This window comes from Acinetobacter sp. UBA6720, assembly GCF_002454215.1.
GTDB lineage: Bacteria > Pseudomonadota > Gammaproteobacteria > Pseudomonadales > Moraxellaceae > Acinetobacter.
The window spans coordinates 26,146-41,014 of record NZ_DKIK01000062.1; the positions used below are offsets into that span (position 1 = coordinate 26,146).

General features: G+C 39.9%; 13 protein-coding genes. 6 read left to right on the forward strand and 7 right to left on the reverse strand.

Annotation, left to right across the window (positions count from 1 at the left end):
* The first annotated feature begins 149 nt into the window (after nt 1-149).
* Nucleotides 150-371: a DUF6500 family protein gene (locus tag B4F08_RS05075; RefSeq protein ID WP_086208061.1), complete on the forward strand. Its 222-nt coding sequence runs from the start codon at nt 150-152 to the stop codon at nt 369-371.
* A 9-nt stretch (nt 372-380) separates the two neighbouring features.
* Here the strand turns inward: B4F08_RS05075 and B4F08_RS05080 are convergent, their stop codons facing one another.
* The 3 genes from B4F08_RS05080 to B4F08_RS05090 are packed head-to-tail and all read right to left on the reverse strand — an operon-like array spanning nt 381 to nt 4,065.
* A complete protein-coding gene (locus tag B4F08_RS05080; protein WP_291373566.1) occupies nt 381-1,853 on the reverse strand; it encodes a sulfite reductase subunit alpha in 1,473 nt (490 codons plus the stop codon).
* 9 nt (nt 1,854-1,862) lie between these two features.
* Nucleotides 1,863-2,453 carry a PepSY-associated TM helix domain-containing protein gene (locus B4F08_RS05085; RefSeq protein WP_086208063.1) on the reverse strand — a complete coding sequence of 197 codons (591 nt, stop codon included), beginning with the start codon at nt 2,451-2,453 and terminating at the stop codon, nt 1,863-1,865.
* 34 nt (nt 2,454-2,487) lie between these two features.
* Complete coding sequence (locus B4F08_RS05090) at nt 2,488-4,065, reverse strand: DUF2271 domain-containing protein (RefSeq protein WP_291373569.1); 1,578 nt, start codon at nt 4,063-4,065, stop codon at nt 2,488-2,490.
* Nucleotides 4,066-4,388: 323 nt separating this feature from the next.
* Here B4F08_RS05090 and B4F08_RS05095 point away from each other — a divergent pair, with 323 nt between their 5' ends.
* Nucleotides 4,389-5,267: a DUF4198 domain-containing protein gene (locus B4F08_RS05095; RefSeq protein WP_291373571.1), complete on the forward strand. Its 879-nt coding sequence runs from the start codon at nt 4,389-4,391 to the stop codon at nt 5,265-5,267.
* A 542-nt stretch (nt 5,268-5,809) separates the two neighbouring features.
* Here B4F08_RS05095 and B4F08_RS05100 read toward each other — a convergent pair.
* Nucleotides 5,810-7,309, reverse strand: coding sequence for a cation:proton antiporter (locus B4F08_RS05100; protein ID WP_086208066.1), 1,500 nt, complete (start codon nt 7,307-7,309; stop codon nt 5,810-5,812).
* 223 nt (nt 7,310-7,532) lie between these two features.
* On the opposite strand from B4F08_RS05100, the gene B4F08_RS05105 reads away from it, so the two are divergent.
* A complete protein-coding gene (locus tag B4F08_RS05105) occupies nt 7,533-8,090 on the forward strand; it encodes a hypothetical protein (RefSeq protein WP_151707415.1) in 558 nt (185 codons plus the stop codon).
* A 59-nt stretch (nt 8,091-8,149) separates the two neighbouring features.
* On the opposite strand, the gene ypfJ is transcribed toward B4F08_RS05105, so the two are convergent.
* Together ypfJ and B4F08_RS05115 are read right to left on the reverse strand one after the other, a co-directional pair.
* Nucleotides 8,150-9,055, reverse strand: a complete 906-nt coding sequence (gene ypfJ, locus B4F08_RS05110; protein WP_291373574.1) for a KPN_02809 family neutral zinc metallopeptidase — start codon at nt 9,053-9,055, stop codon at nt 8,150-8,152.
* A 41-nt stretch (nt 9,056-9,096) separates the two neighbouring features.
* Nucleotides 9,097-10,023: a DUF808 domain-containing protein gene (locus B4F08_RS05115; RefSeq protein ID WP_110974360.1), complete on the reverse strand. Its 927-nt coding sequence runs from the start codon at nt 10,021-10,023 to the stop codon at nt 9,097-9,099.
* 198 nt (nt 10,024-10,221) lie between these two features.
* Between B4F08_RS05115 and trpS the strand changes: the two genes are divergently transcribed.
* The 3 genes from trpS (at nt 10,222) to B4F08_RS05130 (ending at nt 14,108) form a co-directional block, all read left to right on the forward strand.
* Nucleotides 10,222-11,235 (forward strand): tryptophan--tRNA ligase, encoded by a 1,014-nt coding sequence (gene trpS, locus B4F08_RS05120; protein WP_086208070.1) that lies wholly within the window; start codon nt 10,222-10,224, stop codon nt 11,233-11,235.
* 461 nt (nt 11,236-11,696) lie between these two features.
* The gene (locus B4F08_RS05125) at nt 11,697-12,341 is read left to right on the forward strand and encodes a YqiJ family protein (RefSeq protein ID WP_086208071.1); all 645 of its coding nucleotides are present in this window, start codon (nt 11,697-11,699) and stop codon (nt 12,339-12,341) included.
* A 48-nt stretch (nt 12,342-12,389) separates the two neighbouring features.
* Nucleotides 12,390-14,108, forward strand: a complete 1,719-nt coding sequence (locus B4F08_RS05130; RefSeq protein WP_086208072.1) for a flotillin family protein — start codon at nt 12,390-12,392, stop codon at nt 14,106-14,108.
* A 279-nt stretch (nt 14,109-14,387) separates the two neighbouring features.
* Here B4F08_RS05130 and B4F08_RS05135 read toward each other — a convergent pair whose 3' ends face one another.
* On the reverse strand, nt 14,388-14,819 hold the full coding sequence (locus tag B4F08_RS05135; protein ID WP_291373579.1) for a hypothetical protein: 432 nt from the start codon (nt 14,817-14,819) through the stop codon (nt 14,388-14,390).
* Nucleotides 14,820-14,869: the final 50 nt, after the last annotated feature.

The following is a 14,869-nucleotide window of genomic DNA, read 5'->3' on the forward strand; positions in this document are numbered from 1 at the left end:
TAGGTTTATTCTTGATCAACACAAGCCAGCTATTCTTATAGTTGGCTTTTTAGATTTCAAGCTAGGTATTAAAAATCGAATTATGAAAATTCCTGATATTGGGAATGCTATGATCTGCGTTCTACTTTCATCAGTGCTTAGAGGATAATATGAGAGCCGAACTAAAAGCCAAAATCGTGCAGGTCTGCGATGAAAAAATTGCAAAAAAAGGCAGTAACGTTGGACTTTCTTTCTATGCCTTTTTTGCCAATAAAAATGATGATCCTGAACGCTTAATGGAAGCTGCTCATTGGTGGATCATCGAACATCGACTGAATCATTTTGAGAAAGCTGACAAGATTAAAGCACTAGTCTTAGCCCAACCTGACTAATCGAAAGACTTAATACACATCGCGTTGATAACGCTGTTGCTGCTTAAGCTGTTCTACGTGTTCATGCCCTAGAATCTCTTTGAGGACTTGATCCACTCCGCTCGCCATGCCTTGTAAACTACCACAGACATATATCGCTGCGCCTTGTGCAATCCATGCTTGTAATTGAACCGATTGTGTTCTTAGACAATCTTGAACATAGACTTTTTCAGCTTGATCACGTGAAAAAGCATAATCCACAAGCTCCAGAAAACCATGCTGCTGCCAATAGCGAATTTCTGTTTGATATAAATGATCAAACTGCTGCTGCCTTTCACCAAAAATGAGCCAATTGTTTTTATATCCCCAATGCTCGCGTTGGCGTAAATGTGCAACTAGACCTGCGATTCCCGTACCATTGCCAATTAAAATCAGTGGTCGCTCATCATGAGCTAAGTGGAAACTTGGATTATGACGAATATTGGCTTGCAGTGATTGATCTTGCTCCAACCCCACTGTCAACCAACCTGAACCTAATCCTAAACCTGATTCAGTCTGTTGTTGCCTCACCACCAATTCGATTAAACCATTTTCAGGCAAACTCGCAATCGAATATTCACGCTGAGCTAGAGATTCAAATTGTGTAATCCATTCTGCAAATGGAAGCGAGGCTCTAGGTGGTAGTTTTCTTAAATTTAAGCGGCGTAGTTGAGGAATGAAATCCACTGCATCTTTTTGCTGTTGTGCTACTAAAAAATCGTGAATATCAGTCGTATTATTTTCACATTGAATTTCTAAAATATCACCTGACGACCAAACCAAATCTTGTTCGAAACTCAACTGAATTTTATAAATTGCGTCCCCGATACTGCCTTTATTCAGGCATTGGCGATGAGCAAATTTTAATTCCACACTCTCTTTTTCAATGGATAGCGCTGAAAACTGAGTGGTGGTTAACTGCTCCAAGCCCAGTAACCATTGTTCTAAATCATGACTATTGAGTTGATCCACAAGAACCGTCGGAAATAAAGTCTGTGCTTGTTGCTTCAATAACCATTGTTCCAATGTTTGTCCGAACTGACAAAAATTCGCATAGCGTTTATCGCCCAATGCAAGCACTGCAAATGATAAATGCGATAAATCTAAAGATTGGGACAATATTTTATGGACAAATGACTGAGCTGCATCAGGTGCATCACCTTCTCCATAGGTACTCACCACCCATAGAATTCGTTGATGTTCGGTTAAATCAGCAATGCTCAATTCTTGAATATTTCGAATTGTAGTGTGATGATCAATTAAACGTAATTGCTCAGTCGTATGCTTTGCCCAAGATTCAGCATGTCCCGATTGACTGGCATACACCACTAAATAAGCAGGGTGATCTTGATTCGCTTTTTGCTTAGCATGACGTTGTTGCCATAACAACCAAACGATTATAAAAAGATGTAGGCTCAATAATATTGCCAATATCACAATAATCGTCAGTACAGCTTGAGTCATCCTTTCACCTTAAATAGCAGACCAAATGAGCAAAATAATTGCCGATAAACTACATGCCGTTAAAAGCAGATGCGTCACTAAACGGGTTTTAATGGTCAGGAACAGAATATAGCCTGCCAACGATAATAAAATAATGATGATTGCACTGATATCAATTAACCAATGCCAAGCTGTTCCAACGTTTTTTCCACGATGCAGATCATTCAATAGTGAAACAGTAGTGGCTGGTTTCTGCGTCATCTCAACATCACCATTGTCGAGCAATACCCATAGATCTGTTGAACCTGCTGGGCTTTCGAGACGAATCATCACTTCACCATCCATCACTTCGCTACTTTTATAACGACCAATCAAAGGTTGTTTTGTACGAACATATTCAACAATACTTTGACTTGGGTTCTCTTGTTTTTGCAGAGACTCAACCAGTGTTGGCGGCAAAGTGAATGTGGTGGTCTGCTCTTCATTCTTTGATTTAAACCAATCAGGGTTATTGAGAAATAGACCTGTGGCAGCAAAGAAGATCAAAACGATAAAGGCAAAGGCAGAAAGCCAACCATGCACATAACGTGCATGGCGGTAAAAATCACGGCGTTGATACAAGGGACTAGCCTCATAGATGGAGTGATGCTAAAGCTTAAGCACCACGTTGGAAATTCAGTTTAACTGTACCAATTTCTGCTTGAGCAGGAAGCGTTTGTGTCGCTGATTTTGGTGTGACATTCAACTCAATGGTTTGATAAGAGTGATCACCATGTTCACGCGAGGTTTCAATATGAATGATATATTTACCCGCTTTCACCATTTTACCCACTTCGTCTTTACCATCCCACGCCAACTTATATTGTCCTGGTTGACGTGAAGGTTTTGCAACTGCATCTAGGTTTGGCATTTGACGACCATATCGACGCCACCAAACATAGTTAGAGTTAATCCACTTCTCATCTTTACCCCAAACCGCTAGAGTGCGCACAATCTTTTTATCACTGTCCGTGACCCAAACTGAAACATAAGGTGCACGATAGTTATCGACAGCAATCTTTGGAATATTTACTTCTACTTGAGCTTGATAGCCCTTTGGCCAAGCGGTTGCTGCGCCATTCGCCGCAACATGACGCATTAGAGCAGGTTGATTGGCATCAATTAAGGATGACCAGCCTGAACTTTGATAACGTGTACCATCTGTTGCAACAAGTTGAGCCTCATAACCCACCAATTGTTCAATCAATTGCATGCCTTCATGCGCAGGCATTGCGGTTAATGCCGTTGCCAATGCATCTGAATCAGCAGCACATTGTCCAACGACAACACATTGTTCAACGTTCTGAATCGGTTGCCCTGTGTGTGGGTTTAACAAATGTGATTGATCTGCGAATCCACGATAGCCTTGACCACTGAAAGCCACCGCTTGATCTTTCAGGTTGAGTACCTGAGTTGGTGCGACATTATCAAAACGTTCATTCGGGTCTTGTATACCGACTTTCCAGCCTGCTTGTTGAGGTGATTGCCCCCAAACACGCATATCACCACCAATATCAATCAGAATCCCTTGTAAATGTGGCACAGCTTGTTTTGCAGCCAACAAAGCACGATCAATCACATAACCTTTAGCATAAGCATCAGGTACGATTTTAACTGCTGATGGTGTTTTAATCTGCTTGGTTACAGGATTCAGTTCAATACTCTGAGTTTGTAACTGACGCAATAATGATTCTTGAGTATTGTCATCCAAACGTTGAACTTGATTGCTTTGTTCCCATAGCTGGGTCAATTGCCCCAAACGTGCATCAAAACCACCACACGTTGCACTGCGCCATTGTTCACAAGCTGCGACAACATCATAAAGCTCAGATGAAGCCGAAATTTGGTGTTCACGATTTAATTGGCTAATTTCACTATCATCACGCCAAACCGAGAGAACTTGATCAAGTCGAGCAATTTCTGTCTGAATCGCTTGTAATGCTTTTTCTGCATCTTGTTGCTGAGATGTCGTAACCACAACATCTAAAGAAGTGCCTAGCACATGATCTTGATGGAAACGATAACTTGGGGCTTGAACTGACTCGGATAACTGTTGTATTGCATTCTCACTGAGACTTTGCTCATTGGCTTGAGTCGCTGTGATTGGTGACATGAATACAGCCAACGCTGCCATCAACGGTGATAAACGGAAGATTATCTGTACTGGGCGGAAAAGTTGTTGAGTTGATGACATACTAGGGGTTCCATGCTCCAAGACTTACTTCAAATTTAGTGCTGTATAAATTTTAAAGTAATGTTCTTAACTCTATCTTAATGCTCATCTGGTGTTTAGCGATATCACAGTTTAAATACTGACCATATTTTCAGTAAAATCAATAAGATCAATCAAAATTTAGACGCTACACAAACAAGGGAAATAACTTTTAATTGATCATCTATTTTTTCAGATGGCTGATTAAAAATTTATCGAAATAATATTGAAATTGATACTCGTTATCAAGTAAATTGTCACAAATATTTGCCATTTTTGCTTATTTATCTTTATAAGGAAGTCTCATGCGTCAGTTCATTACGATTGCATTACTGTCTGCGCTACCAACATTAAGTTTTGCTCATACCGCTAGCCCTTTTTTATTGCCAGAAGTATTTGATAGTAAATCTGATAGTGTAAGTTTCCAAAGTAGTATCACTGTAGAAAAATTCTTTGTTCCAAGCCGTAACTTCAAAACCAGTTATCAAGTTACAAATCCCAATGGTAAAACTGAATCAATCAACGCCGCAGCAGAACTGAAAAAATTTAATATCGCTGAGTTCAATTTAAACGATGACGGCACCTATCGGATCCGTACAAAAGAGGCGACGGGGAACCCAACCAAATACGCTTTAGTTGATGGGCATTGGCTACGTGTACGCCCACCACGTCCTGCAAATGCAGCACCAATGCAACAACCGCCAGCAAATGCTGAACAAAAAGCCCCTGCAAATCAGCCGCCTCGTTTTGTTGCTGAAGACCAAGTTCCTGCAAATGCAAAAACCGTACAAACAACCAATATCTATATTGCTGAAAGTTTTGTGACCAAAGGCAAACCAAGCCCAATCCCGAATGTTGAAAACAAAGGTTTTGAGTTTAAGTTTTTAACTCATCCTAATGAGCTATTTACAGGCGAATCATTAAAAGCACAAGTTTTGATGAATGGCAAAGCCGTTCCTAACTTAGAGGTTGATGTATTTAAAGGTGCAAGTAGTTACCAACCAAATGCAAAACGCGACCAACCACCTGTAAAAACCAATGCTAAAGGTGAAGTGGAGGTTAAATTTAATGAAGCTGGTATTTATTTAATTACGACAGCCTATCCAGAAGCAAGCCCAGACAGTACCAAACAACCTGCCGCTCAAACCTACACCTATAGCGTGACTGTAGAAGTAACAGAATAACTCGATTTGGCACTTACACCCCTGTAAGTGCCACTTTATTCGATTGTGTCATTTAGTTCGTTTCACATACCATCTTTTTATTCTCTTACTCATCCTTATATTTACGGCTCACCATCCACAATACGAGCAGATTAATAGCGTTCTTGCATAAGTCGTTTTTTGAGCTGTATTGAAATCATAATGAACGTTCTCTCTCCTTTTTAAAGGGCAAGGTTAGAGATAGTATTTATATGAAGAATATCCCTTCATCCTCACCTTATCACCAAGAGAGAAGTGACTTTCGACACTTATTTTGTTGCCAGTGAATAATCATTTTTTGACTTTTGTAAGAGCTCTAATACAGTCAAATAACCATTACATGCAGACTGCATCTAATCCATTTCTTTCCCAAATCAAAAGTAATCAAACAAAAAAGCATTTTCATTGAAATTTAATATTCTCTGAAAATGCCTGATATAAATGAAACTCAATACGTTTCATCATCTATTAAATGTATAAAAGAACATCTATGTCTCAATTATGGTATTAGTACAGCCAAATAACTAAAAATTATCAGGACTTTCCAAACGTTTCACTTCTTGGACTCGCTCAGGATTATGCACTGCTGCAATACCATCATCAGCTTTAATATCAATCAAGGCCTCTGGCTGATAAACGATAATAGTTTCATTGCCTTGCGTATCTTCACCTATGATGTACTTAAACCCTTTACGGTTCATTCTATTGCATAATCGTTGATACCAGCCCTTAAAACCAGTCTTTTCCTCATTCGGATTGTAGTAAAAAGCATTCATAACTGCTGGTAATCCCAAACCACAAACAACCCCTGAGAGCAACACTGCGATAAAGGTATAGCCTATCAGGATACTGCTGTATTCGCTCAACTCGGGTACGTTGGCAACAGCTAAGATCAGCGCTAGAGAAATTCCCCCACGTACCCCACCCCATGACAGAATAGCCAAACTACCGTTATAGCTTTTCTTACGGAAAGATGGGAAAAAAGCAAAAGATAAATAGTTGGCTGCAAAACGTGAAGCATGCAGAATAATAAAAGCGACGATGCCACCAAAGATCAAACTAAAACTGAGATCTAAAATAAACAGTTCCAAACCAATTAAGGTAAATAAGAACGAGTTGATAATCCCTTCAACCGTATGCCAAAAATGGTTTACTTCACGTATTTCACGTTCTTGTAAAATTTCTTTCCACTTGTTCCCTACGATCAAACCACCTATAACGCATGCAATCGGTGCTGAGGCATGCGCAAACAATGCAACCAAATACGAACCACAAGCCAAGAGTGCTGTGGTTAAAATGAGGGATTCCATTTCGTGCTTACCACGCAGTAAACGTAGAATTCCTAAACCAAATGCCCAACCAATAATAACAGCGACAAAGATTTCATAGAGTAAGGTCTGTAATACACCTATAACAGTAAAGTTTTCACCTTGTAAGACATTTAATAAAGTCATAAACAAGGCAATACACATCGCATCATTAAACAGTGATTCGCCTTCGAGCTTGACCATTAAATGATGTGGTGCACGTATAGAACTGAGCACGCCTTTGATCCCAATCGGATCCGTTGCACCCAATGCGGCACCCAACAGTAAAAGTACCAATAAATCGACATGCTGCCCAATCAGGAACTGATAACCATAGAGCGCCACCCCAAAGAACACGGCACACAATACCAGCGCAATACTGGCTAAAATACTGATCGGTTTCCAATGACTACGTAAATCTGAAACTTTGAACTTCAATGCGGATGAGGTCAAAATGAAGCAGATCACACCATTGATTAGAAAGTCATAAAAATCAATGTGCCGTACAGCATCTTCAATGTTATGAATATTGATGGTTATAAACTGATTGCCACTTAGCAGACTTGCACCCCACTGCAAAATAAAGACAAAAATAGCAGAAACAATCGGCACGCCGATGGCTTGGGGAAAACCTAAAATACGTTTATTAAAAATAGTGGTTGCAATAGATAATGCAAAAATAACGGTAAAAACTTGTAGAAAAAAATAATTTCCCATTGAACTTCCAAATTGGGCGGTGGGGCTGATTACGACTTTAGATCCTTATTTAGACCATAAATAATGATGCCATAAACATGCTTCGTCAAAATATTCTAATCATTTTTCAGTTCAACGCCCGAAAAAAATAATTTTTTTAACATTTCTTTTGATGATGAATTAACATAGTGCCGATGCATGTCTTTTATGCGTGATCTTCCCCATTTTTAAAGTTTGATCTCCTATGCCATTCACCTTTAAAACAGTCTTTCGAATGTTCTTCGCACTGATTATTTTCTTAACAACTTTTGCGTTGTTTTTGACTTGTTTTGCTAAAGGCAAAGATATCTGGCAAGCAGACCAGAATTTTGCCGCAGCACAAACTTTTAAAATGAACTCTAGCCCTGAGCAAACTTTGGTTTTACTTTCAAATAATAAAGCCCCAGATGAGCATATTTATTTGCATGTGGCAAATCAAGGCTATATTGCTAAACTCAGTTGCGATCATTATTTAACTGATATTTGTGTAGATGACTACAACGAACAACATACCCGTCAAATTCAATCCATTGAACTTTTCAAAGCAGGTCCGTTTAATTATATCCAACAAGTCAGTTATCTCGACACTCGTACTCAGCAAATCAAAACGTTGCGTTACACAGCAGAGCAGATTCAACAATTTTACCGTGCCGATGTGAGTAACTTAAAGTATGTGATTTTTGGTGTATTGCTATTTGCACTCATCGCACTTTATGTGAGCGTGCGTATTGCACGAAACTTTAAACAATTCTTAAACCGATAAAAATCCAATATATCGAAATAAAAAAAGGCGTTTAATCGCCTTTTTTTATTACAAATAGCTTAAATTGCCTGATTAAAGGTATCACAACTGTTGAGCTGGCCAGATTTGAATCCTGTCTCAAACCATTTCATACGTTGCTGACTGGTTCCATGGGTAAAGCTATCTGGCACAACCTGACCAGTTGCACGCTTTTGCAAGTAATCATCGCCAATCTTATTTGCAGCATCCATGGCTTCTTCAATATCACCCTGTTCTAAGAACTGAGTACGTTGATTATTATGATGCGCCCAGACACCCGCTAAACAGTCAGCTTGTAACTCTTGGCGTACTGATAAAGCATTAGCTTGAGTTTGTGAACCCTGCGCACGTGCCTGCTGCACCTGTTCAGAAATACCCAAAAGCGTCTGAATATGATGCCCGACTTCATGCGCGACGACATAAGCTTGAGCAAAGTCACCCGCTTGGTCTTGACGGTTCAGTTCGGTTTGGTTTTGTTCACCACCAATCCCCATCTGCGTACGCATATCTTTAAAGAAAGCGGTGTCGATATATACTTTTTGATCTGCAGGGCAGTAAAATGGCCCCATCGCAGATTGAGCAGTACCACAACCTGAATTCACCGCGCCAGAAAACATCACCAACTTCGGTGGGACATATTGCTGCCCTAACTGCTGTTGGAACACTTGGCTCCACGTGTCCTCGGTATCTGCCAGTACTGTCCCAACAAATTCAATAGCCTCTTGCTGGTCAGGTGTCGGATTCTCCAAACCTTGAGTTTCAGATGCTCCCGTTTGAGCCGTCACTTGCTTGGTGGCTTGATACGCCTGCTGTGGGTCGACGCCCAAAAACTTCCATGCCACAAATGCCACAATCAACCCTAAGATGCTGATCCCACCTGCTTTAACACCACCACCACCGCGACGATCTTCTACATTACTACTGACTCGACGTCCCTTCCAACGCATAGCGCGCTTCCTTTTTCTAATTCATGCCTAACTGATTCAGTTTATGCCTTTTTTGACGTCGGCCAAACTTTTTTAATCAAACTTACGATAGCTAAAACAATCAAACCCGCCACAAAACCAATCACCAGATTTATCAGTGTTGGTGTCAATGCACCTACGATGCTACCCACAGTTGGGATATGTTCAGCATAATCCACTGAACCTTCAGTGAAATGATGTAATAAAGGCACACCATGCGAAATGATGCCCCCCCCCACCAAAAACATCGCGATCGTTCCCACAATGGTCAAAGTCTTCATCAACTTCGGTGCAAAAGCCAATAAACCACGACCAATACTTTGCTTCACAGAAGACGCCTGTTCAGTCAAATACAATCCCAAATCATCAATTTTGACAATCATTGCGACAAAACCATATACCCCTACTGTCATAATGATAGCAATTACGGATAGCACCATGACTTTGGTCGAAAAAGTAGCAGCAGCTACAGTTCCTAATGAAATTACCACAATTTCTGCCGACAAAATAAAGTCGGTACGAATCGCCCCTTTGACCTTATCTTTTTCAAAAGTTGCCAAATCCGTTTCAATCGCTGCTATTTCATGACTAGCTTCTTCTTCAGTTTTGGCTTTTTTATGATGCAGGCTGTGTAAAACTTTCTCCACCCCTTCATAGCATAGAAATAAACCACCAATCATAAGTAAAGGCGTGATCAACCACGGGGCAACCACACTAATCAACAGCGCAGCAGGGACTAAAATCAGTTTATTAATAAATGAGCCTTTGGCCACCGCCCAAACTACAGGCAACTCACGGTCAGTACGAACTCCACTCACCTGCTGCGCATTTAGAGCTAAGTCATCACCAAGAACCCCTGCTGTTTTCTTCGCTGCCATTTTACTCATGACAGCAACGTCATCTAATATCGTGGCAATATCGTCTAGTAATATTAATAAGCTACTCGCCATTTATTTTTATCCATCTTAAGAATTTTGACATTTTAATCTGTGATTTAGCCTTTTGAATATTTGTTTTTTGAAATTTGCCTGAATTTTATATTTTTTTCGCTCCCATTTTTTTAACACTGACATTCAAAAAGATTATGCCGTACAATGTCTGCATTCTTTGAAAATAGCATGTCGCTAAGACGACTTTGGAAATAAGTAATGAGTAATCAAGACAACCGTCCTGTGATTTTGACAGGCGACCGTCCAACGGGACAACTTCATTTAGGGCACTTTGTAGGATCTTTACGTTCTCGCGTAGGTTTACAGGATTCTCACCATCAGCATTTACTCTTAGCAGATGCGCAAGCTTTCACAGACAATGCTGATAACTTTGAAAAAGTACGCCGCAATATTATTGAAGTTGCTACTGATTACTTAGCCGTGGGTATTGACCCAACCAAAACCACCATTTGTGTGCAATCCAGCTTACCTGCACTGAACGAACTGACCATGTTGTATCTCAACTTTGTGACCGTATCTCGTTTAGAGCGTAACCCCACGATCAAATCTGAAATTCAGATGCGTGGTTTTGAGCGTGATATCCCAGCGGGTTTCCTATGCTACCCAGTTGCACAAGCAGCAGACATCACCGCATTTAAAGCAACGGTTGTACCTGTGGGTGAAGACCAGATTCCAATGATCGAACAGACCAATGAAATCGTGCGTCGTTTAAACCGCCAAATTGGTCAAGAATTACTTCCAGAGTGTAAAGCGCTACTTTCGAACGTAGGCCGTTTACCAGGCTTTGATGGCAAAGCCAAAATGTCTAAATCGTTGGGTAATACGATTGTGCTTGATGCATCAGATAAAGACATCAAAAAAGCAGTTAATGCAATGTACACTGACCCAAACCACTTACGTATTGAAGATCCAGGTCAAGTCGAAGGCAATATTGTATTTACTTATTTAGATGCTTTTGATCCAAACAAAGAAGAAGTTGAAGAACTCAAAGCACATTATCGTCGTGGTGGCTTAGGTGATGGTACTGTGAAAAAACGCCTTGAAGGCGTGTTGAAGGAACTGATTACCCCAATTCGTGAACGTCGTATGGAACTTGCAAAAGATCCTGATTACATCATGGATATTTTGAAAACAGGCACAGACAAATGTCGCGACATTACGCAACAAACTTTAGATGAAGTGAAATCTGGTTTAGGCGTATTTCACTTCTAAATTGATTCGCAATTAAAATACGTTTCAATGAGCGACTAGAAGCCTTTCTCTTTGAGAAAGGCTTTTTTGAATATAAAATAAGCTATTTTCAACTTAAAAGTGACATTTTACGTCGCTTGTTAACCTAAATTTACAGTACTTAACGTGAATACTCATGAAATAACCGTCCTCAGCGATTATTATAACTTCATAGCTTAGATTAACCTCTGAGATATAACATTTCTCCTTTTTACCGAAACTGTGTAACAACAGATTCGTAGTTCTACGCAATGAAAACCCCAATCATTGCGTATTTTTTTGTCTGAATTTTATAAAACCACATGCAAACTCTTGCCAATTTATGCTGTAACTCGCTTAGACATTCATTAATTTGGGTGCTATGCTAAAGTTCAGTTTTAATACGATTCTGTTTAAAAATTTATACTTAACAGACAACAGCATAAAAATAGAGAATCTTTTAAATGTGGGAATTATTTACTCACCCTTCTAATTTAATTTTTAGCATTTGTTTATGCCTCATGTTTCTATTGGGGCTTCTGGAACTGATTTTATTGGTTTTTGGTGGAGGTTCACAAGGTTTACTCGACCAATTCTTACCCGATGATCTCAGTACGTCTAAAGATGTTGATATTGCTTTAGATGCTGATCAGGGTTGGCTGAATGCTTTATTAGACTGGCTCTTTATCGGCCGTGTTCCTTTATTGGTCTGGCTGATTATCTTTCTGACTTTATATAGTTTAACTGGCTTTATTCTGCAATCCATAATTCAGAGCTTCACTGCCACATATTTCAGTGCATGGATTATCGCACCACTTTGTCTTGTCGTCTCGATGCCTTTCATTCGCTATAGTGCAATGCTGATTGCCAAGATTTTACCTCAAGATGAAACCACAGCCATTTATAGTGAAGAGCTGATTGGTCGCACAGCTTTGATTGTTTTGGGAGAAGCAAAAGTCAACTCGCCTGCGCAGGCACGCGTAAAAGACCAATTTGGACAAACCCACTATATTATGGTTGAACCCGAAGCTGATATTCATTTTTCACAAGGTCAAGAAGTCATTTTGACCCAAAAAACCCATATTGGCTTTAAGGCCATTTCCGTTTAGTCACTTTTTAATTCTTCATTTATAACTTTAAATAAAATCGAGATCATTATGCTCACAAACAATCTCTATAACATTCTTATTCTTGCAGGGATTATCTTTGCTGCCCTCGTCATTATCGGCATTATTATTGCCCGTTTATACCGTCGTTCAAGCAAAGAAATTTCTTTTGTTCGTACTGGTTTTGGTGGTGAAAAAGTCATTTTAGGTGGGGGTGCAATTGTACTACCAGTCCTGCATGAAATTATCCCTGTCAATATGAATACCCTGCGCTTAGAAGTTCGTCGTGCCGATGACCAAGCACTAATTACTCGTGACCGTATGCGCGTCGACGTGATGGCAGAATTCTATGTTCGTGTAAAGCCTATGGCTGAGTCGATTGCAATTGCCGCGCAAACCTTGGGTCAAAAAACCATGTCGCCGAATGAGTTAAAAAACTTAGTCGAAGGTAAATTTGTGGACTCACTGCGTGCCGTTGCCGCAGAAATGGCGATGGAAGAGTTACATGAAAAACGTGTAGATTTCGTGCAAAAAGTACAACAAGTGGTGTCTGAAGACTTGCATAAAAACGGCTTAGAACTTGAAACTGTGTCTTTAACAGGTCTAGACCAAACAGGCTTTAAATATTTTAACCCGCAAAATGCCTTCGATGCTGAGGGTTTAACCAAGCTAACTGAAACCATTGAAGACCGCCGTCGTAAACGAAATCACATCGAGCAAGATGCTGACCTTGCCATTAAAACCAAAAACCTAGAAGCAGAACAAGCACGCTTGCAGATCTTACGCGAAGAAGAATACGCAAAACTACAACAAGAACGTGAAATTGCGGTTCGTCGTGCAGAACAACTGGCCGAGATTGCTTCTCAAGAAGCTGTGAAAAAACGTGAAGCAGAAGAGGCACGTATTGCAGCTGAACGTGAAGTTGAACTAAAACGCATCAGCGCTGCACGAGATGTAGAAAGTCAAAATATTCAAAAATCACAAATTATTGAACAAGCTCAGGTTGAACAGAAGAAAACTATTGAACTTGCAGAACAGTCTCGTGCCATTGCAATTGCTGAAAAATCGCGTGAAGAATCCGAAGCCAAAGCCTCTGCTGACCGTGCTCGTGCTGAAGCGGTTAAAGCTGAAGAAGAAGTGATTACAGTCCGTGAAACACAACGTGCTGAGCGTCAAAAAGCTGTTGAATTGGTCGCTGCAAAACAAGCCGCTGAGAAAGATGCAATTGCGATTACCGTGGCTGCTGAAGCAGGTAAACAAGCCGCTGCAGATGATGCCGAAGCAGTTCGTATTGCAGCAGAAGCTCAAGCCGAGCAAGCTCGCTTAAAAGCTAAAGGTGAATCAGATGCCAAAATTCTTTTAGCGCAGGCGATGGAAAAACAATACCAAGTCGATGCTGATGGTACACGTGCAGTGAATGAAGCCAACAATGTACTGTCCCCTGAACAGGTGGAAATGCAAATTCGTTTGGCGCTATTGAAATACTTACCAGAAATCATTCGTGAAAGCGTTAAACCAATGGAAAACATTGATGACATTAAGATTTTACAAGTCAATGGCTTAGGAAATGTAGGCGCAGTATCATCAACATCCGCAGATGGCACAGAACAATCCTCTGTAGCACTGTCCGATCAGGTGGTAAACAGTGCCCTACGCTATCGCACTCAAGCACCTTTGATTGATAGTTTAATGAATGAACTAGGGATTCAAGGCGGTGACATTAATGGCTTAACCCAAAGTTTAAAACCACAAAATGTAAAAAGTGCATAAATTTTCATATCTAAAAAACGCGACGATGGGTCGCGTTTTTTATTCCGTTATCACAGCTTTATCGCTTAAAAATGGAAAACAGACATTTTAAAAAATCCACTAAACATCTGATTTAAATTCCAAACTGCCCTCATCCCTACTGAAAGTAAAGCACTGTTTAGCCGAAACCTAACATCATATTTTTGATGTTTAAAGTCTCCTATACGGAGCCTATGCAAGCATTCTTATTGAGAATATGCTGAACCTATTTGAGCTACACTCTGTATTCACACGCAATCTTTAAAACAGTCGCACCCAAAAAATCCGTATCAACTGCCCGCGATCATAGGGAAAACTTGAAAGGTACTCATATCCAATTTTATTTCTTTTGTTAACCTTAATTTCAACACCATAACCAAATGAAATGCTAAGCGCATCCAAATCAGAACTGTGAAACTCTCCAGTCCCTAATTTATGGCTCAAACTATCTACATTGTAAGCTGTATAGTTAAATACTCGAATATACTCATTCTCATAAAAATCATTATTCATTAGTGTATAATTTTTTTCTTCTTCTTCATGTTGTTCCGCTAAGTCCTGATAATGATGAAAAATTTCATCGCCCATAAACTCAACCAAATAGACATCTTCATTTTCAGCATAGGCCGTATTAATCGGTAACCATAACAACAATAAAAAACGACTAAAGCACAAATGAATGGAATTCAACATCTATAATATTGTTCTACGAAAAATTAGTATATAAATAAAGAATATAACAC

Excerpts from the sequence above, each read along its gene's own strand:
- B4F08_RS05135 (WP_291373579.1), bottom strand. The coding sequence starts at position 14,819 with ATGTTGAATTCCATTCATTTGTGCTTTAGTCGTTTTTTATTGTTGTTA.
- B4F08_RS05095 (WP_291373571.1), top strand. The coding sequence starts at position 4,389 with ATGCGTCAGTTCATTACGATTGCATTACTGTCTGCGCTACCAACATTA.
- B4F08_RS05080 (WP_291373566.1), bottom strand. The coding sequence starts at position 1,853 with ATGACTCAAGCTGTACTGACGATTATTGTGATATTGGCAATATTATTG.
- ypfJ (WP_291373574.1), bottom strand. The coding sequence starts at position 9,055 with ATGCGTTGGAAGGGACGTCGAGTCAGTAGTAATGTAGAAGATCGTCGC.
- B4F08_RS05090 (WP_291373569.1), bottom strand. The coding sequence starts at position 4,065 with ATGTCATCAACTCAACAACTTTTCCGCCCAGTACAGATAATCTTCCGT.
- B4F08_RS05130 (WP_086208072.1), top strand. The coding sequence starts at position 12,390 with ATGCTCACAAACAATCTCTATAACATTCTTATTCTTGCAGGGATTATC.
- trpS (WP_086208070.1), top strand. The coding sequence starts at position 10,222 with ATGAGTAATCAAGACAACCGTCCTGTGATTTTGACAGGCGACCGTCCA.
- B4F08_RS05125 (WP_086208071.1), top strand. The coding sequence starts at position 11,697 with ATGTGGGAATTATTTACTCACCCTTCTAATTTAATTTTTAGCATTTGT.
- B4F08_RS05105 (WP_151707415.1), top strand. The coding sequence starts at position 7,533 with ATGCCATTCACCTTTAAAACAGTCTTTCGAATGTTCTTCGCACTGATT.
- B4F08_RS05115 (WP_110974360.1), bottom strand. The coding sequence starts at position 10,023 with ATGGCGAGTAGCTTATTAATATTACTAGACGATATTGCCACGATATTA.
- B4F08_RS05100 (WP_086208066.1), bottom strand. The coding sequence starts at position 7,309 with ATGGGAAATTATTTTTTTCTACAAGTTTTTACCGTTATTTTTGCATTA.
- B4F08_RS05075 (WP_086208061.1), top strand. The coding sequence starts at position 150 with ATGAGAGCCGAACTAAAAGCCAAAATCGTGCAGGTCTGCGATGAAAAA.